Raw genomic sequence first — 18,283 nt, forward strand, 5'->3', positions numbered from 1 at the left:
GATTTATATGTATGGACCAAATGATCATGGATATATAGAAGCTGCAATAGGACCTATGTATAGTGGAAAAAGTGAAGAACTTATAAGAAGGCTTAGAAGAGCAAAAATAGCAAAACAAAAAGTACAAGTCTTTAAACCTGCAATAGATAACAGGTATTCAAAGGTTGATGTAGTATCCCATAATGGAGATAAAATAGAAGGAGTTTGTATATCAAATTCTGAAGAGATATTAGAATTATTAGATGATGATACAGAAGTAGTAGGAATAGATGAAATTCAATTTTTAGATAGAGGAATAATACATATTTGTAGAACACTTGCAAATAGAGGACTTAGAGTAATAGTAGCAGGACTTGATATGGATTTTAGAGGAGAGCCATTTGGTCCTACACCAGAAATATTAGCTATATCAGAATTTGTGGACAAGCTTACAGCAGTATGTATGGTTTGTGGAAATCCTGCAACAAGAACTCAAAGATTAATAGATGGGAAACCTGCAATGTATGATGAACCAACAATACTTGTAGGAGCAAAAGAAAGTTATGAAGCAAGATGTAGACTCCATCATGAAGTAAAACGTGGCTAATGCTCAAATTTCGATATAATTTAAAATTCTAAAACATTATATTTAAAATAAGATAGATAAATGTACACTTATCTATCTTATTTTAAGTTTATTCTTTATGATTACTGTCTATTATAAAGGGTATTAAATTTTATAATGCTGTTAGAAATAATACAAAAGGTTATACTAGTAAGTATAAATGTAAAGTCGTATGTGTTTCAAGGAGGGAATTATGAAGAAGATATTTATTGTTTTAACAATATTATTAGTTGTATTAACAGGCTGTGCTGATGATAACAATGAAGCACAAAAGAATGATAAGTTTACTGTAGCTGCAGGGATACCACCAATAAAAGGATTTATAAATTCTATTGCAGAAGAAAAAATAGAAATAGTTACTATGATACCACCAGGAAATAGTCCTACAAATTATCAGCCTTCACCAAAAGAGTTACAAAAATTTAGTGATTCTAAAGTATATTTTGCTATGGGAGTACCAGCAGAAGAATCAAATATTATCCCAAAGGTAAAAGACTTAAATGAAGATATGGAAATAATCCATTTAGCAAATAGTATAGAGCAAGATTTTCCTAATAGATATTTTGAGGAAGATGAAGAGCATACCCATGAAGATGGCGAAACTCATGATGATGAAGAAGGTAGAGATCCACATATATGGTTATCACCTAAAAGAGTTATTGCTATGGTAGATATTATAACAGATAAGTTGATAGAACTAGATTCTGAAAATGAAGATTTCTACATTGAAAATAGTGAAAAATATAAAGAAGAATTAAAGCAAATAGATGAAAGTATAAAACAAAGTTTAGAAGGAGTAAAGAGTCAGTCATTTATAATTTATCATCCTTCATTTGGATATTTTGCTGATGATTATGGTCTCAATATGGTAGCAATAGAGGAGTCAGGTAAAGAAGCAAGTGCTAAAAGAATAACTGAAGTAATAGATTTTGCTAAAGAAAATAATATAAAATTTGTTTTTTATCAGCAAGAATTTAGCAGTTCACAAGCAGAAACTATAGCAGAAGAAATTGATGGCAAAGCAATAAAGGTTGATCCACTATCAGAAGATTATATTGACAATATGAAAAATATTTCAGAAAAGTTTAGTGAAGTATTAAATTAGGATTTAAAATCTCTACTATAATAAATATTGGTAGAGATTTTCAGCATGTGTTATAATTTTAAATAGAATATTTTGAAAGGGGACATTTTAAGTGAGCACAACTGTAAGAGACCTTTTAGAAAGGGGTTTCAAATCTTTATCAAAAACAGAAAGGAAAAGTCCAAGATTAGAGTCAGAGCTAATAGTGATGCATTTGTTAGATGTTGATAAAGCATATCTTTATACTCACCCAAATCGTATAGTAAGTAAGGAAATTATAGAAAAATTTGAAGAATTAATTGAAAAAAGAAAAGAAGGTTATCCTATACAATATATATTAAAAAATCAAGAATTTATGGGCTTGGATTTTCATGTAACAGAAGGAGTACTTGTACCAAGGCCAGACACTGAAATATTAATTGAATATATAATAAAATTTGCTAGAAAAAATAAAAAAGAAAAAATTAAAATATTAGATATAGGAACAGGAAGCGGTGCTATATCACTTAGTCTTGCTTACTATATAGAGAATTCATATATTTATTCTGTGGATATAAGTGAAAAAGCAATAAAAATAGCCCGTAAAAATAAAAAGAAAATGAACCTTGAAGACAGAGTAGAATTAATAACTAAAGATATTTTAGAAGGATTCCCAGAAATAGATGAAAAAATGGATATAGTAGTATCAAATCCTCCTTACATTCCTTCAAGAGATATTGATAGTCTTCAGATAGAAGTGTCAAAATATGAACCTAGACTTGCATTAGATGGTGGAGATGATGGGCTAGTATTTTATAGATATATAACAGAAAAAGCAAAAGAAAAACTTATAGATAATGGGCTTTTATGTTATGAAATAGGATATGATCAAGGTGAAAGTGTTAAAAATATAATGGGAGATAACGGATACAAAGAAATATTAGTATTAAAAGACCTACAAGGTAGGGATAGAGCAGTTATAGGAAGGATGGGTTAGCTTGAAAGACCTTTTAAAGTTTTTTATCACCTTTTTTAAGATTGGTATATTTACAATAGGTGGTGGATATGCAATGCTTCCATTAATACAAAGAGAAGTAGTAGATAAAAATAGATGGCTAACTGAAAAAGAATTTTTAGATATACTTGCAGTTGCTCAATCATCACCTGGTGCAATTGCTATAAATACTTCTATACTTGTAGGATATAGGTTGAATAAAATAAAAGGTGCTATTTTTTGTGCAATAGGAGTAGCAGCTCCTTCCTTTTTAATCATATTATTTGTAGTTAAATTTGTATATGGATTTAGAGATAATATTATAGTGGAAAAAGTATTTAAAGGGCTTACGCCTGCAGTAGTAGGACTTATTGGGGCATCATTATGGAATTTATATATATCTGCTAAGTTAAAACCTATATTAATAATTATATCAATATTAGCTGCTATCATTCTTATAATATTTGGAATTAGTCCTGTATATGTATTATTAACTGCTGCATTTGTATCTATAGCATATAATAAATTAAGAGAAGAAAGGGAAAAATAATGATATCATTAAAATTGTTTTTATCATTTTTTAAAATAGGTTTGTTTAGTTTTGGTGGAGGGCTTGCTATGCTTCCATTTATACAAGAAGAATTGATAAAAAATAGAGGTTGGATAAATCCAAAAGAATTTATAGATATGCTTGCTATATCACAAGTAACTCCAGGTCCTATTGCAATAAATTCAGCTACATTTTTAGGTTTTAATATAAATGGAGTATTAGGCTCAGCAATTGCAACAATTGCAGTGATACTTCCTTCATTTTTAATACTTATAACTATAGCTCATTTCTTAGAACGATTTAAAAATTCTAAATATGTAGAATGGATTTTTTCGGGAATTAGACCTATAGTATTATCACTTATAGCATCTGCGTTATATTTAGTCGGAAAAGAGTCCATATTAGATATAAAGGGAGCTATAATTGCCATAGCAATATTTTATTTAGTAGGAATAAAAAAAATAAGCCCTATAATAGGAATAATTGGGGCAGGAATAACTGGAATTTTCATATATTAATTCGACTTTTAAATAATTTTTTGATATAATATATTATTGGTGAAAGGGAATGAGGTGAAATAGATGCTAGAAAAATTAGATTTTCTTGAAGAAAAATATAAAGATTTAAACGGAAAGATAAGTGATCCAGATATAATAAATAATATAAATGAATGGCAAAAGTATGTAAAAGAACATGCTGAAATAGAACCTATTGTAATGAAATATAGAGAATATAAAGAAGCAACAGAACAGATAGAAGAATCAAAAGAAATGTTAAATGAAAAGTTAGAAGATGATTTCAAAGAGATGGTAAAAGAAGAATTAAATGAACTACAAAAACATCAAGAAGAATTACAAGAAGAAATTAAATTCTTACTTATACCAAAAGATCCTAATGATGAAAAAAATGTTATAGTAGAAATTCGTGCAGGAGCTGGAGGAGACGAAGCAGGTATATTTGCAGGAGATTTATTCCGCATGTATTCAAGATATGCTGAAAGACAAGGCTTCAAAGTGGATATTATGAGTACGAGTTCACAAGGAGTAGGTGGATTTAAAGAAATAGTATTTATGATAAAAGGTAAAGGTGCTTATTCTAGATTGAAATATGAATCAGGAGTTCATAGAGTACAAAGGGTACCAGAAACAGAATCTGGTGGAAGAATTCATACTTCAACATCAACAGTTGCAGTACTTCCTGAAGTAGATGATGTAGAAGTAGAAATAAATATGAATGATGTAAGAGTCGATGTATACCGTTCATCAGGTAATGGTGGTCAAAGTGTTAATACGACTGATTCAGCAGTAAGACTTACTCATGTTCCTACAGGAATAGTAGTAGCTATGCAAGATGAAAAATCACAGCTTAAAAATAAAGATAAAGCATTTAAAGTATTAAAAGCAAGACTTTATGAAAAACAGGTTTCAGAGCAAAATAAAGAAATAGCAGAAGCTAGAAAATCACAAGTAGGTACAGGAGACAGATCAGAGAGAATCAGAACATATAATTATCCACAAGGTAGAATAACAGATCATAGAATAAATATGACAGTATATAAATTAGATAATTTCCTAGATGGGGATATAGAAGAAATGGTAGATGCACTTATTACAACAGATCAAGCAGAAAAACTTAAAACTATAGAAAAATAATTAGCGAACTTTTTTGAGTTCGCTTTTATAATATATTTATTATCATAATACCAATAATAAAACCTATACACAAAGTCACAGGGGCAAGTCTATTATTGTGGATATCTTTAGAGTTTGGTATAAGTTCTCCACATGTAATATAAAGCATAGTACCTGCAGCAATAGCAAAACACAAACCTATAAATGAATCTGAAATACCTCCTAATATAGTTCCAAAAAAAGCACCAATACCTGTAGGAATTCCTGCAAGTATTGAATAGATTATTATTTTGATTCCTTTAAATCCACTTATTTTTAAAGGAGTTGCCATAGCTATACCTTCAGGTAAATTGTGGAGAGATATTATAATAGCAAGTTTAAAACCCATGTCAGATGTAAACATGAAACCAGAACCTATAGCAAGACCTTCAGGAATATTGTGTATAGCAATTGCAATAGCCATTAATAGTCCAGATTTAATGAATTGATTATGATTTTTATTAATCTGTAATTTATACAATATATTTTCCATAAATACTACTATAATTGTTCCAATAAATATTCCAAAGGAGGTTAATCTTATATTTGATAATTCTATTGCTTCATAAATAAGATCAAAAGTTACAATAGACAGTATAAGACCTGCAGTAAAGCTAAGTATTAGTGAAAGTATCTTTTTATTATCATTAACAAAAATTAGTGCAATTATTGCACCTAAACTAGTGCCTAATATTCCTACAATGAAACCTATTAAAGTATTATTAATTAATTGCATTTAATGCACCCCATAAAATTTAAGATATATAATTTTATTCAAATAAGGTTATAAATATACGTGTTGTATATAATGATAAAAATAATATATAATATTAAAAAGAAAATATGTATTAGAGGGATAATATGAATAAAAAAACAATCATAAAAAAATCAGATGAAGAAAATGCACTTGAATTAGCAGCTAGCATTTTAAGAAATGGTGGATTAGTTGTTATACCTACAGAAACAGTATATGGACTAGGAGCAAATGCACTAAATACTGAGGCAGTAAAAAAAATATTCAAAGCAAAGGGAAGGCCTCAGGATAATCCGTTAATTGTGCATATATCAAATATAAGTCAATTAAATTATTTAGTAGAAGATATAACAGATTCTGCAAAATTAGCAATAGAGAAATTTTGGCCGGGACCTTTAACTTTAATAATGAAGAAAAAAGATATTGTACCAGATATAATTACAGGAGGACTTGATACAGTTGCTATACGTATGCCTAAAAATAATATAGCTAGAAAAATAATAGAATTAGCTGATACTCCTGTTGCGGCACCTAGTGCTAATATATCAGGAAGACCAAGCCCAACATATATAAATCATGTTAAAGAAGACTTGTTTGGAAAAGTAGATATGATAATAGATGGTGGAAAAACAGATGTAGGTTTAGAATCTACTGTATTAGATGTATCTGGGAAAACTCCAATGATACTTAGGCCAGGAGATATAACTAGAGAAGATTTACTTGAAGTATTCGATGAAGTTGAACAAGATAAATCATTAAAAGATAAAAAAATTGTACCTAAATCTCCAGGACAAAAATATAAACACTACTCTCCTAAGGCAAATATGAAGATAATTAGAGGGGATTTAGAAAAAGTAATAAAAAGAATAAATATTTTAGATAGAGATTATGGAGAAAAAGGATTAAAAGTGGGTATATTAGCAACAGAGGAAACAAAAGGAAGGTATGAGAATGAAAACTTACTTATATTAGGTTCAAGAAGATATCCCAGTACTATAGCTTCTAACTTATTTCTAATGTTAAGAGAATTTGATAAATTAGATGTAGATATAATACTTGCAGAAGCTATAGAAGAAAAAGGCATAGGAAGTGCCATAATGAATAGAATGGAAAAAGCAGCAGGGTACGATATAGAAAATGTATAGGAGTGATAATTATGAAAAACATTCTTTTTGTATGTACAGGAAATACCTGCAGAAGTAGTATGGCAGAGGCAATGTTAAAGGATATGACTGATGATAGTGAATTCAACATATATTCAAGAGGAGTAGCTGCAGTAGATGGGACAGATGCATCAAAACAAGCTATAAGAGTAATGGATAGTATGGGAATAGACATGAGAAGTCATAAAGCCAAATCACTTACAAGAAAAGATGTAGAAAAAGCAGATATAATACTTACAATGACAAATAATCATAAATCTTTAGTACTTAATTTATATCCTGAAACAAAAAATAAACTATATACTTTAAAGGAATATGCTAATAAAGATATAGACATAAATGATATATTAGACGAAATAAATGAAATATATAAATCTATAAATGAAAAAAGAACACATTTAATGGAACAAAGAAAAGGTGAAATTAGAAAGTTACAACAAAAGAGAAGGAAACTATTAAAAGAAGTAGAAAAAATTGACATTGAATTAAAAGAATGGGAAAGGGATATAGAAAGTGAATTAGAAGATGAAAAAGCTAAAATAACTAAATTACAAAGTAAAATACCATCACTCGATATAAAAGACCCATTTGGACAGCCTACATCTGTATATGAAAAAAGTGCAGAAGAAATAAAAGAAACATTAAAAAAAGTAGTAAAAAATTTAAAAAAGTGAGGAGAATAAATTATGAAAATAGCAATAGGAAGTGACCATGGAGGATATGGATTAAAACAAAATATAATCAAGTATTTAGAAGATTCAGGTTATGAATATAATGATTTTGGAACATATTCAGAAGACTCAGTTGATTATCCTGATTTTGGTAAAAAAGTTTCAGAATCAGTAGCAAAGGGAGAATATGATAAGGGAATAGTAATATGTGGTACAGGAATAGGTATTTCTATAGCATGTAACAAAGTTCGTGGAATAAGATGTGCATTATGCTCAGATATTTATTCAGCTAAAAAAGCAGCAGAACATAATAATGCAAATATTATAGCACTTGGTGGACGTGTACTTGGACAAGATCTTGCACAAGCTATAGTAGAAGCTTTCCTTTCATCAGAATTTGAATCAGGTAGACACGAAAGAAGAGTAAATAAAATTATGGATATAGAAGAAAATATGTTATAATATTTAGCGATAAACAATTGAAAGGAGATGCGTACATGGGAGAATTATTTGTAATGAACCACCCATTAATAAAGCACAAGATAACATTTATAAGAGACAAAAATACAGGGCCAAAGGAATTTAGGGAACTTGTAAAAGAAGTTTCAATGCTTATGGGATATGAGGTTACAAGAAATTTAGAACTTGAAGATATAGAAATAGAAACACCAATAACTACAACAAAATCAAAAGTTATATCAGGAAAGAAATTAGGAATAGTTCCAATACTTAGAGCAGGACTTGGAATGGTAGAAGGAATGCTTACACTTCTTCCAGCAGCAAAAGTTGGTCATGTTGGATTATATAGAGATCCTGAAACTTTACAAGCTGTAGAATATTATTGTAAATTACCAAAAGATGTAGAAGAAAGAACATTAATAGTAACAGATCCAATGCTTGCAACAGGTGTATCTGCAATATCAGCACTAGAAGCAATTAAAAAAAGAGGTGCAAAAGATATTAAATTAATGTGCCTAATAGCAGCACCAGAAGGTGTAAAAGCAATACAAGAAGCTCATCCAGATGTGGATATATATCTTGGTGAAATGGATGAAAAATTAAATGACCATGCATATATTGTACCGGGACTTGGTGATGCAGGAGATAGATTATACGGTACAAAATAATAAGGTAATAATTAACTAAAATTATAGAGAGAAACTGAAAAGTTTCTCTCTATTTTTATATTCTTTTTTATAAAAAGTATTGACAATATAACTAATATGACATACTATATATTTATAATGTTATATAGTATATCACATTATAAAAAGAGGTGACAAATTGGAACGATTAAAAATATATATTATATCAGATTCATTAGGAGAAACTGGAGAAACAGTATTAAAAGCTGCAATGGCACAATTTAAAACAGATAATTATGAAATAAATAGATATTCTCATATAACAAATATGAAGAAGCTTGAGAATATAATGAAAAAAGTGATTTTAGAGGAAAATGTTTTAGTTTTATATACATTAGTTAATAAAGAACTAGTTAGTTTTATAGATGATTGTTCAAGAACATTTCAAATTGCAACAATTGATTTGTTAAGTCCACTAATCAATGCATTAAGTGAGAAGTTAGATAATAAACCACTTAGAAAATCAGGTACTATAAGGAGATTAGATGAAGCATATTTTAGTAGGGTAGCAGCAATAGAATTTGCAGTTAAATATGACGATGGAAAAGATCCAAGAGGATTTTTAGAAGCAGATGTAGTATTGCTAGGAGTATCTAGAACTTCTAAAACACCTTTAAGTATGTATTTAGCAAACAAAAATATAAAAGCTGCAAATTTACCATTAGTAAATGAAATAAAACCTCCTAAAGAAATATATGAAATACCTAAAAAAAAAATAATAGGACTTACAAATTCACCAGAAAAATTAAATGAAATAAGAGAAGTAAGACTTAAGTCTTTAGGACTCAAAGAAAATTCAAGTTATGCAAGTTTTTCTAGAATATTAGAAGAATTAGAATATGCAGATAAGATTATGAGGAAAATAGGATGTCCTATAATTGATGTATCAAATAAAGCAATAGAAGAAACAGCAGAAATAGTAGTATCATTATTAAATAAAAATGGTATTACTTTTCAATAAATATTAGAAATTAGAGAGGGGAATTTAAATGACAAATAAATATGTATATAATTTTAATGAAGGTAAAAAAGAAATGAAATCTTTACTTGGGGGAAAAGGGGCTAATTTAGCTGAGATGACTAATTTAGATTTGCCAGTTCCACCTGGGTTTACAATAACAACAGAAGCATGTAATAGATTTTATGAAGAAAATGAGAAAATATGGGTTGAGTTACACGAGGAAATAAAAAAGCATTTACAAGATTTAGAACAAAGACTTGGAAAAAGTTTTTCTGATGAAGACAATCCTTTACTTGTATCAGTACGTTCAGGTGCGGTTACTTCAATGCCTGGTATGATGGATACTATACTTAATTTAGGACTAAATGATATATCAGTAAAAGGACTTGCAAAATCTACAGGTAATGAAAGATTTGCATATGATAGTTATAGAAGATTCATTCAAATGTTTTCAGATGTTGCAATGGAAATACCAAAAGTAAGATTTGATAATTTACTTGATGATATGAAAGAAAAAAAGAATACAGAGCTTGATACAGATTTGACTAAAGAAGATTTAAAGAAATTAGTAGAACAGTACAAGGAAGTATACAGTGAAGAAATAGGAGAAGAATTTCCACAAGATCCTGTAAAGCAATTGGAACTTGCCATAGAAGCAGTATTTAAATCATGGAACAATCCAAGAGCTAGAGTATATAGAAAAATAAACAACATATCACATAAATTAGGTACAGCTGTAAATGTTCAATCAATGGTATTTGGTAATATGGGAGAAACTTCAGGTACAGGAGTAGCATTTACAAGAAACCCAGCAACAGGAGAAAATAAATTGTTCGGTGAGTATCTTATAAATGCACAAGGGGAAGATGTTGTTGCAGGAATTAGAACACCACAAGAAATTTCTCATTTAGAAGTTAGTATGCCTGATGTATTTGAAGAATTTAAAAATATAACAAGAAAACTAGAAGAACATTATAAGGATATGCAAGATATTGAATTTACAATAGAAAATAAAAAGTTATATATGTTACAAACACGTACAGGAAAAAGGACAGCACAAGCTGCAATAAATATAGCAGTAGATCTTGTAAAAGAAGAAGTAATTGAAAAAGAAGAAGCAGTATTAAGAATTGAACCAAATACATTAAATCAACTTCTTCATCCAACATTTGAACAAAAAGCATTAGAAAATGCAAAATCACTTTCAAAAGGTCTTGCAGCTTCTCCTGGTGCAGCTTCTGGTAGAATTTATTTCAATGCTCATGATGTAGTAGAAGCAAAGGCAAGAGGAGAAATGTGTATATTAGTAAGACAGGAAACATCACCAGAAGATATAGAGGGTATGGTATCAGCAGAAGGTATACTTACATCTAGAGGAGGAATGACATCTCATGCTGCAGTAGTCGCAAGAGGAATGGGAAAATGTTGTGTAGCTGGATGTAGTGAAATTAGAGTAAGTGAAGAGAAAAAAGAAATAAGAGTAAAAGACTTTGTATTAAAAGAAGGAGATTACATTTCTCTTGATGGAAGTACAGGTAATGTTTATAAAGGTAATATAAACAAAGTTCAACCAAAATTAAGTGGTAACTTTGGTGAGTTTATGGAATGGGTAGATGAAATAAGAACTATGAGTGTAAGAACAAATGCAGATACGCCAAAAGATGCTAATCAAGCATTGGAATTTGGAGCAGAAGGAATAGGACTTTGTAGAACAGAGCATATGTTTTTTGATGAAAAGAGAATACCATCTGTAAGAAAGATGATACTTTCTACAACAGAAGAAGAAAGAAAAAATGCACTTGCAGAATTATTACCATTCCAAAGAGAAGACTTTTTAGGATTATATAAAGTTATGAAAGAAAAGCCAGTTACAGTAAGACTTCTTGATCCACCATTACATGAATTTTTACCAACTAAAAAAGAAGATATAGAAAGTCTTGCAAAAGCTATGAATATAGATTATGAAAATTTAATGGATAGAATAGAAGAACTTGGTGAAGTTAATCCTATGCTTGGTCATAGGGGATGTAGACTTGCAGTAACTTATCCAGAAATATATAAAATGCAAGTAAGAGCAATAATAGAAGCTGCAATAGAAATAAAGCAAAATGGATTTGAAAATATCAAACCTGAAATAATGATACCACTTGTAGGACATATAGAAGAATTGAAATATGTAAAGGGACAAATAATTGAAGAAATAGAAACTGTATTTAAAGAAAAAGAAATAGAAGTAGATTATATGATAGGAACAATGATAGAAATACCAAGAGCTGCAATAACAGCTGATGAAATAGCTACTGAAGCAGAATTCTTTAGCTTTGGAACAAATGACCTTACTCAAATGGGCTTTGGATTTTCAAGAGATGATGCAGGTAAGTTCTTAGATGAATATGTAAACAAAGAAATATTAGAAAGAGATCCATTCCAAGCAATAGATAGAAAAGGTGTAGGAAAACTTATGGAAATAGCAGTTCAAGGTGGTAAATCAACAAGAGAAAATATAAAACTTGGAATATGTGGAGAGCATGGGGGAGAGCCATCTTCAGTAGAATTTTGCTATGAATTAGGGCTTCAATATGTATCATGTTCACCATTTAGAGTACCAATAGCAAAACTTGCAGCAGCACAAGCAGTGGTGAAAAATATATAGTAGTGATTCATACTTTAGTTTAAATTAAGCAGATGTATTATATTTATATGATACATCTGTTTTTTATCTTCATTTTAAATCAAAACTCTATGTATTTACTTAAACTCAGTAACCTTAGTATCTTTACTCATCTATGTAAATTGTCCCATGAAAAATTTTGTGCTATAATAATTGATAATGTTTGACATAATAGTATTTATCCGATTGAAAAGAAAAGAGGGTTATTATGGCTAGAGAAAAAAGATTAAAAATGAAGCGTGTTGAACTAGAACACCTTGAACAATACAATCAGTTACTTAGGTATGTTTTTCAAGTTACTGATAATGAACTTCGTAAGGTGGGTTGGGAAGATCGTGATATGATCAGGGCGAAATCTCCTGTTTTACAGCAGGCTGATGTTCTGGGATGGTTTGATGGAGACAAATTAGTTTCTCAGGTAGCAGTCTATCCCTTTAAGGTGAATATATTTAATAGAATCTATGATATGGCTGGTCTTACTGGAGTAGGAACTTTCCCTGAGTACTCCAATATTGGGTTAATGCACAAACTTTTATATCAAGCACTTTTTAATATGAGAATTCGTAAGCAGTCTATCTCTTTCCTTTATCCTTATTCAATTCCTTATTATCGTAGGAAGGGTTGGGAAATTATTTCTGATAAGATTGTATTTGAAGTCAATGATTACCAATTACCTAAAGTTAAACAGGTCTCAGGAGAAGTTGAACGTGTTGATACAAATAGCGAAGAAGTAAAAGAAGCTTATAAACGTTTTAGTAGTCAACAACATGGAGCTATGTTAAGAAATGATCTGGCTTGGAATGAATATTGGCTATGGGATTATGATGATTTAAATGCAGCTATTTACTATAATGAAAATAGAGAGCCTGAAGGATATGTTTTGTATTGGATTGCAGATGAAGTGTTTCATATAAAAGACATGATTTTTATTAATGAAGAAGCTAGAACTGGATTATGGAATTTTATTAGTGCTCATTTTTCCATGATTTCAAAAGTAATAGGCAATACCCATACAGATGAACCATTGGCATTTTTATTAGAAGATGCAGATATTAAGGAAACTATATCACCTTACTATATGGCACGAATTGTAGATATTCAGCAGTTTATTGAGCAGTATCATTTTAAGCCTGATAATAGAGAGCGTGTATGGACCTTTACTTTAGATGATCCAATGTTGTTGTGGAATCAAGGGGTTTTTACCCTTAAAATCGACAAAGGTGGAAAAGGAGAAATCATTGCAACAAAGGAGAAAACTGATTCAAAAATAGATATTCAAACTATGGTAACTATGCTATTAGGATATAAACGACCTGATTATTTCCATAAAATAGGACGATTGAAATGTAGTTCAGAAATAGTGGATATGCTAGAGGATTCTATTGAACAACAGAGTCCGTATTTTTCAGATTATTATTAGAATAAAAAAGAGGAGGAAAAACATGCGAAAAGATTGGGATAATTATTTCATGGATATAGCTTTAAAAGTTGCAGAAAGAAGTACATGCCCTAGGCTTCATGTAGGAGCTGTAATAGTAAAACATAAGAGAATAAAAGGCACAGGATATAATGGAAGTCCTGCAGGGCTTCCTCATTGTGAAGATGTAGGATGCCATATAGTTAATAATCATTGTACTCGTACAATTCATGCAGAAGTTAATTGTCTACTAGAAACTACACCAGATGAAAGAAAAGGTGCTACTATTTATGTAACACATCAGCCTTGTCCAGAATGTCAAAAACTTATAATAACATCAGGAATTACTAGAGTAGTATTTCTAAAAGATTATAGTCCGTCAATAAATTGGTTTAAAGAATCACCAAATATAGAAGTAGTTTATTTAGATGATAATAAACCCACCAAATAATATTAAATTTGTGGGTTATTATTATTTAATTTTTCTTTTAAAAAATCTCCTAGCATAAGTTCCATTTCAGCTTCACCTTTTAAAGGATAATTTTCAGCTAAATCTTTTAATTCATTTAAATATTTCAAACTTTTTTCTTTATCGTTTTTGTAAAGTCCTTCATAAGCTATCATAATTCTTTTTTTACTTACCATGAATTTTGAAGCTTTTATATATTTTTGAAGACTTTTATCATATAATTCTTCTATTATTTCTTCGTTACAATCTCCTATAAGTTCCATAAATAACATTTCAGACTCCCATTCTAATCTATTTAAAGAGATTGTGTATTGAGTAAAAGACTCTGCAAATTTTAATACTTGTTTAGCTTTTTTAAAATCCATATTATCTAAAAAGTAGTTATATGTTATAAAAAATTTAGAAAAATTTAAAGAGTTTTTATAATTAACATCTTCTTTTAGTTTAAATTTTTCATAGGGCATATTTTTTAATCTTTTTCCTTCAGTTAAAAGTCCATTTATTTCAAGTTGAAGGTGAAAAGATTCTCTTGCATCCTTATCTTTAATCATTGACAATAAATTATATGCATCATTTCCTACTCCATTAATTTTCATAGGTATACCATTTGTTAAGGCACAAAGTATTCCACCAAGACTTATTAATATAAAGAAAACACTTAAGTAAGAAGAATATTGTTTTGCAATTAATATAACTAGTATGGATATAATTAAATTAAACATTACTCCACCTAAATTATATAATGTAAATGGATATTTTCCATTTATCATATTAGGAGGCATCATCAGACATTGCCCTGCTGTACCAGCAATACTAAATCTTTTAAACTTAAATTTTCCTTGAAATTTTATTATTGTAAAAGAAGCAACTCTAAAAGATACAAATTTATATCCTGAAATCAGTCCAAATACTAAATGTCCAGCTTCATGAATTATAATATGTATTAAATAACCTAGTATGAATATTAATAATAAAATATAGATATTAAAAATTTCAATATATGCTTTTTCATTATTGATGTATTTTTGGAAAAAGTCCTCTAAATAAGTATTTGAAAGAAACCCAAGTATAAATCCTAGACCAGCACATATTAATATGAAGAAAATAGATCCTAAATATTTGTTTTTTCTTTTATGATTTTTTACTACCTTATCCATTAAATCAAATCCCCTTTATATATTATAAAGATTATTATATCTTTTAAAGTAATATTTGGGAAGGATTTTAATTTATTACTTAATGTTTTATTAATTTTAAAAATACAAATATATTTACAATTAATACTATTATTATAGATATTATTACTGTTATAATAACTGAAGGATACACTCTATCAAATCCATTTTCAGATAAATGTTTAATGAGTATACCAATATATGCCCATATTATTACAGCTCCATATACATAGTCCTTATTTTTTATAATAGTTATAATTCCAATAATAGCTCCTATTATAATAATTGTAATAGCCCAGAAAATTTCTGAGAGTCCAAATCTATCCCAATTAATTTTCACAAGAAAAGCAGTTATATTTGCAATAGTTGCAACAGTAATCCAGCCAAAATAAATACTAAAGGGAATACTTATAAAGAATTTTTCTTTAGAGTTTAAATTAGTATTTTTAATTTTTGTAACTATAAAAATTAAACTAATGAGAATTATAGTCATAAGAATTACAGATAAGCTTAACACTTTATAATGCCAAGCAAATATCCATAACATATTAGCAATTGAAGATATGGAAAATAGTATTCCAATATTATTTAAAAGTTTTGCATGTTTGTCATTATTTCTAAATAATCCTGCTTGATAGAGTGTAAAAAGTGCAAGTAAAAAATATATTACTCCCCATATAGAAAATGTAATACTACTTGGAGTGAATAAATTTTCATATAAATTAGACACTTCACCTGTAGTAATTCCATTTATAGGAATAATATTTGCAAGTGCATTTACTGCTATCATAGCTATATATGTTATAATTACAAATGCTTTTATCCAAGATTTCATATAATTCACTTCCTATTCTTTTTATATTTATAAAATATTTACCCTTAAACTATATTTTCAAGTAAGGATATTTATGCATATAGAAGATTATTTAAGGAAATATAATTATATTCATATAAATTCACCCACTTGTGCAAAGTTAGTGAATTTATTTGGTATTTAGATGTTTTTATTAAAATGGTATTATTTATTTAAGGAGATTGCTATGAAAAAAAGAAATGAAAAAATACTTTATCAAATATTAAATAAAGAAGAAAACACTTTAGATTCTTTATTAGAATATTTTAATATCTCTAAAAGAACTTTATATTATTCTATAGGTGAAATAAATGATTTTATTAAAGAAATTGGAGAAATAAAAACTATAAATAGAAAAGTAATATTTATAGGAGATATTGAGAAACTAAAAAAGAAACTTGAATATTCTAATGAAATTTATTTTGATCCTAGTAAGAGAAGGACTGAATTACTTAATATTATATTTATTAATCCAAAAATTACTATTGAAGAAATGTCAGAAAAGTTTTTAGTAAGCAAAAATACTATTGTAAATGATATTTCTTTTATAAAAAAAATTTTAAAAAAGAGAAATATTATTCTTTATTATAAGGGAGAATATATACTATATGGAAATGAAATAGATATAAGGGAATTATTTCTTAAAAACTTAGAGAATAAGCAATTTAATATAGTAGAAAATAAGCACATATTAGATTTTGATAAGGTATTTCAATTGGAATTAACAGATATTTCTTTGTTTTATTTAGAAAATCTCATAAATTTTATCTATACAAGAATTGAACAAGGTTATATTCTTAATCAATATAAGTTTGTAAATGAAGCAAAAGAATTCTTTTATTTTGATTATATACATGAGTTATTTGCTAAAGATATAAATATTAATATTTATGAAAGAGCATATATAACAACATATATAAGCTCATTATCGAGTTTGAAACCTATAATAGATGAACAAAAGATAATTGATATAGTTAATAAATTAATTTCTCAGTTTAAAAGTCAAGTATCTATAAATATAGAAGAAGAAGAAAAACTAACAAATAATCTTAAAAGTCACTTTAGATCTTCTTATAATAGAATACGATTTCAGATTCCTATTGTGAATCCATTATTAGAAGAAATTAAAGAAAAGTATTCTGACATATTTAAAATTACAAAATTGATAATTGAAAATATCAAAGGATTTCCAGAGTTATCAGGTATAAGAGAAGAAGAAATTGCTTATATAAGTATGTATTTTGGAGTGTATTTTAAGAAAAAACCACAATCTTTAAATAAAAACATGAAAAAAGTTCTTATAGTTTGTCATAAAGGAGCAGTGTTTTCTAAAATATTAGAAAAACAAATAGAAGAAAAATTTCCTTATATTGATATAGTAGCAACAACTCCCATAAAAGATATAGATAATTATCAAGGAGATTTTGACTATATAATTTCAACAGTCTCTCTAAAGGGATATGAAAATGTTATAGTGGTAAATCCAATATTAAGTAATTATGATATACATCTTTTGTATGAAAAAATTATGGAATATGATGCTCAAGGTATAAGAATAGACATAAAGTCTCTTTTAGATATAATCAAAAAATATTCTACAGTTCACAATGAAAAACTTTTAGAAAAAGAAATATTGCAAAAATTTTATAAGGTAAATAAAAAGGAGTTTGTTCAGCCAATGTTAAAAGAATTATTAACAGAAGATAGAATAGTATTAAAAGATAGTTTAGATAATTGGGAAGACGCTATAAAAATAGCATCGGAACCTTTATTAAACCAAAAAACAATAACTGATGAATATGTAAATGCAATGATAGATAGTGTTAAGGAACATGGACCTTATATAGTATTAACAGATTATTTTGCACTGCCACATGCTAGACCAGAAAGTGGAGTTAAGGATATGAGTATGTCTATGCTAATATTAAAAGAACCTGTTGATTTATTAGGGAAGCCAGTAAATATATTTACTGTCCTTGCTTCTATAGATAATTCATCTCATATAAAAGCTTTAGCTTCATTAACTGAAATAGTTGGAGACAAAGATAATATTGAAAAGCTTAAATCTAGTAACAATAGTGAAGAAGTAATGAAAATGATAAATAAAGAAGAGGAGGAATAAT

18 protein-coding genes are annotated in these 18,283 nt (G+C 28.2%); 15 read left to right on the top strand and 3 right to left on the bottom strand.

Annotated features, from left to right (window positions below; all coding sequences use genetic code 11):
- Nucleotides 1–7 precede the first annotated feature (7 nt).
- From E0D94_RS02405 to prfA, 6 genes are all read left to right on the top strand, one after another.
- A complete protein-coding gene (locus E0D94_RS02405) occupies nt 8–586 on the top strand; it encodes a thymidine kinase (RefSeq protein WP_130805706.1) in 579 nt (192 codons plus the stop codon).
- A gap of 211 nt (nt 587–797) precedes the next feature.
- Nucleotides 798–1,709: a metal ABC transporter solute-binding protein, Zn/Mn family gene (locus E0D94_RS02410; RefSeq protein WP_130805707.1), complete on the top strand. Its 912-nt coding sequence runs from the start codon at nt 798–800 to the stop codon at nt 1,707–1,709.
- Nucleotides 1,710–1,800: 91 nt separating this feature from the next.
- Nucleotides 1,801–2,664: a peptide chain release factor N(5)-glutamine methyltransferase gene (gene prmC, locus E0D94_RS02415; RefSeq protein WP_130805708.1), complete on the top strand. Its 864-nt coding sequence runs from the start codon at nt 1,801–1,803 to the stop codon at nt 2,662–2,664.
- Nucleotide 2,665: 1 nt separating this feature from the next.
- Complete coding sequence (locus E0D94_RS02420) at nt 2,666–3,211, top strand: chromate transporter (RefSeq protein WP_130805709.1); 546 nt, start codon at nt 2,666–2,668, stop codon at nt 3,209–3,211.
- Nucleotides 3,211–3,729: a chromate transporter gene (locus E0D94_RS02425; RefSeq protein WP_130805710.1), complete on the top strand. Its 519-nt coding sequence runs from the start codon at nt 3,211–3,213 to the stop codon at nt 3,727–3,729. Before E0D94_RS02420 ends, E0D94_RS02425 begins: the two co-directional genes overlap by 1 nt.
- A 63-nt stretch (nt 3,730–3,792) precedes the next feature.
- A complete protein-coding gene (prfA, locus tag E0D94_RS02430) occupies nt 3,793–4,863 on the top strand; it encodes a peptide chain release factor 1 (protein ID WP_130805711.1) in 1,071 nt (356 codons plus the stop codon).
- Between the two features lie 25 nt (nt 4,864–4,888).
- Here the strand turns inward: prfA and E0D94_RS02435 are convergent, their stop codons facing one another.
- Nucleotides 4,889–5,617 (bottom strand): ZIP family metal transporter, encoded by a 729-nt coding sequence (locus E0D94_RS02435; RefSeq protein ID WP_130805712.1) that lies wholly within the window; start codon nt 5,615–5,617, stop codon nt 4,889–4,891.
- A gap of 125 nt (nt 5,618–5,742) precedes the next feature.
- Between E0D94_RS02435 and E0D94_RS02440 the strand changes: the two genes are divergently transcribed.
- The 8 genes from E0D94_RS02440 (at nt 5,743) to E0D94_RS02475 (ending at nt 14,114) form a co-directional block, all read left to right on the top strand.
- A complete protein-coding gene (locus E0D94_RS02440) occupies nt 5,743–6,780 on the top strand; it encodes an L-threonylcarbamoyladenylate synthase (RefSeq protein WP_130805713.1) in 1,038 nt (345 codons plus the stop codon).
- An 11-nt stretch (nt 6,781–6,791) separates the two neighbouring features.
- Nucleotides 6,792–7,472 carry a low molecular weight protein arginine phosphatase gene (locus E0D94_RS02445; RefSeq protein WP_130805714.1) on the top strand — a complete coding sequence of 227 codons (681 nt, stop codon included), beginning with the start codon at nt 6,792–6,794 and terminating at the stop codon, nt 7,470–7,472.
- Between the two features lie 12 nt (nt 7,473–7,484).
- Entirely contained in the window at nt 7,485–7,931 is a 447-nt protein-coding gene (gene rpiB / locus E0D94_RS02450; protein ID WP_130805715.1) for a ribose 5-phosphate isomerase B, read from the top strand.
- A 35-nt stretch (nt 7,932–7,966) separates the two neighbouring features.
- A complete protein-coding gene (upp, locus tag E0D94_RS02455; protein WP_130805716.1) occupies nt 7,967–8,596 on the top strand; it encodes a uracil phosphoribosyltransferase in 630 nt (209 codons plus the stop codon).
- Nucleotides 8,597–8,753: 157 nt separating this feature from the next.
- Nucleotides 8,754–9,575 (top strand): pyruvate, water dikinase regulatory protein, encoded by an 822-nt coding sequence (locus E0D94_RS02460; RefSeq protein ID WP_130805717.1) that lies wholly within the window; start codon nt 8,754–8,756, stop codon nt 9,573–9,575.
- A 28-nt stretch (nt 9,576–9,603) separates the two neighbouring features.
- Nucleotides 9,604–12,228 (top strand): pyruvate, phosphate dikinase, encoded by a 2,625-nt coding sequence (gene ppdK, locus E0D94_RS02465; protein ID WP_130805718.1) that lies wholly within the window; start codon nt 9,604–9,606, stop codon nt 12,226–12,228.
- Between the two features lie 226 nt (nt 12,229–12,454).
- Nucleotides 12,455–13,666, top strand: a complete 1,212-nt coding sequence (locus E0D94_RS02470; protein WP_130805719.1) for a GNAT family N-acetyltransferase — start codon at nt 12,455–12,457, stop codon at nt 13,664–13,666.
- Nucleotides 13,667–13,688: 22 nt separating this feature from the next.
- On the top strand, nt 13,689–14,114 hold the full coding sequence (locus tag E0D94_RS02475) for a deoxycytidylate deaminase (protein WP_130805720.1): 426 nt from the start codon (nt 13,689–13,691) through the stop codon (nt 14,112–14,114).
- A gap of 2 nt (nt 14,115–14,116) precedes the next feature.
- Here E0D94_RS02475 and E0D94_RS02480 read toward each other — a convergent pair whose 3' ends face one another.
- The gene (locus E0D94_RS02480) at nt 14,117–15,289 is read right to left on the bottom strand and encodes a hypothetical protein (protein WP_130805721.1); all 1,173 of its coding nucleotides are present in this window, start codon (nt 15,287–15,289) and stop codon (nt 14,117–14,119) included.
- 79 nt (nt 15,290–15,368) lie between these two features.
- Complete coding sequence (locus E0D94_RS02485; RefSeq protein ID WP_130805722.1) at nt 15,369–16,142, bottom strand: tryptophan-rich sensory protein; 774 nt, start codon at nt 16,140–16,142, stop codon at nt 15,369–15,371.
- 205 nt (nt 16,143–16,347) lie between these two features.
- Between E0D94_RS02485 and E0D94_RS02490 the strand changes: the two genes are divergently transcribed.
- Nucleotides 16,348–18,282 carry a BglG family transcription antiterminator gene (locus tag E0D94_RS02490; protein ID WP_165442838.1) on the top strand — a complete coding sequence of 645 codons (1,935 nt, stop codon included), beginning with the start codon at nt 16,348–16,350 and terminating at the stop codon, nt 18,280–18,282.
- Nucleotide 18,283: the final 1 nt, after the last annotated feature.

The organism is Senegalia massiliensis (assembly GCF_900626135.1).
GTDB lineage: Bacteria > Bacillota > Clostridia > Tissierellales > SIT17 > Anaeromonas > Anaeromonas massiliensis.

What these genes read in the sequence shown, in the direction of transcription:
- prfA (WP_130805711.1), top strand. Translation starts at nt 3,793, where the DNA reads ATGCTAGAAAAATTAGATTTTCTTGAAGAAAAATATAAAGATTTAAAC.
- upp (WP_130805716.1), top strand. Translation starts at nt 7,967, where the DNA reads ATGGGAGAATTATTTGTAATGAACCACCCATTAATAAAGCACAAGATA.
- ppdK (WP_130805718.1), top strand. Translation starts at nt 9,604, where the DNA reads ATGACAAATAAATATGTATATAATTTTAATGAAGGTAAAAAAGAAATG.
- E0D94_RS02445 (WP_130805714.1), top strand. Translation starts at nt 6,792, where the DNA reads ATGAAAAACATTCTTTTTGTATGTACAGGAAATACCTGCAGAAGTAGT.
- E0D94_RS02410 (WP_130805707.1), top strand. Translation starts at nt 798, where the DNA reads ATGAAGAAGATATTTATTGTTTTAACAATATTATTAGTTGTATTAACA.
- E0D94_RS02470 (WP_130805719.1), top strand. Translation starts at nt 12,455, where the DNA reads ATGGCTAGAGAAAAAAGATTAAAAATGAAGCGTGTTGAACTAGAACAC.
- E0D94_RS02480 (WP_130805721.1), bottom strand. Translation starts at nt 15,289, where the DNA reads ATGGATAAGGTAGTAAAAAATCATAAAAGAAAAAACAAATATTTAGGA.
- E0D94_RS02405 (WP_130805706.1), top strand. Translation starts at nt 8, where the DNA reads ATGTATGGACCAAATGATCATGGATATATAGAAGCTGCAATAGGACCT.
- E0D94_RS02435 (WP_130805712.1), bottom strand. Translation starts at nt 5,617, where the DNA reads ATGCAATTAATTAATAATACTTTAATAGGTTTCATTGTAGGAATATTA.
- E0D94_RS02440 (WP_130805713.1), top strand. Translation starts at nt 5,743, where the DNA reads ATGAATAAAAAAACAATCATAAAAAAATCAGATGAAGAAAATGCACTT.
- E0D94_RS02475 (WP_130805720.1), top strand. Translation starts at nt 13,689, where the DNA reads ATGCGAAAAGATTGGGATAATTATTTCATGGATATAGCTTTAAAAGTT.
- E0D94_RS02490 (WP_165442838.1), top strand. Translation starts at nt 16,348, where the DNA reads ATGAAAAAAAGAAATGAAAAAATACTTTATCAAATATTAAATAAAGAA.
- E0D94_RS02425 (WP_130805710.1), top strand. Translation starts at nt 3,211, where the DNA reads ATGATATCATTAAAATTGTTTTTATCATTTTTTAAAATAGGTTTGTTT.
- rpiB (WP_130805715.1), top strand. Translation starts at nt 7,485, where the DNA reads ATGAAAATAGCAATAGGAAGTGACCATGGAGGATATGGATTAAAACAA.
- E0D94_RS02485 (WP_130805722.1), bottom strand. Translation starts at nt 16,142, where the DNA reads ATGAAATCTTGGATAAAAGCATTTGTAATTATAACATATATAGCTATG.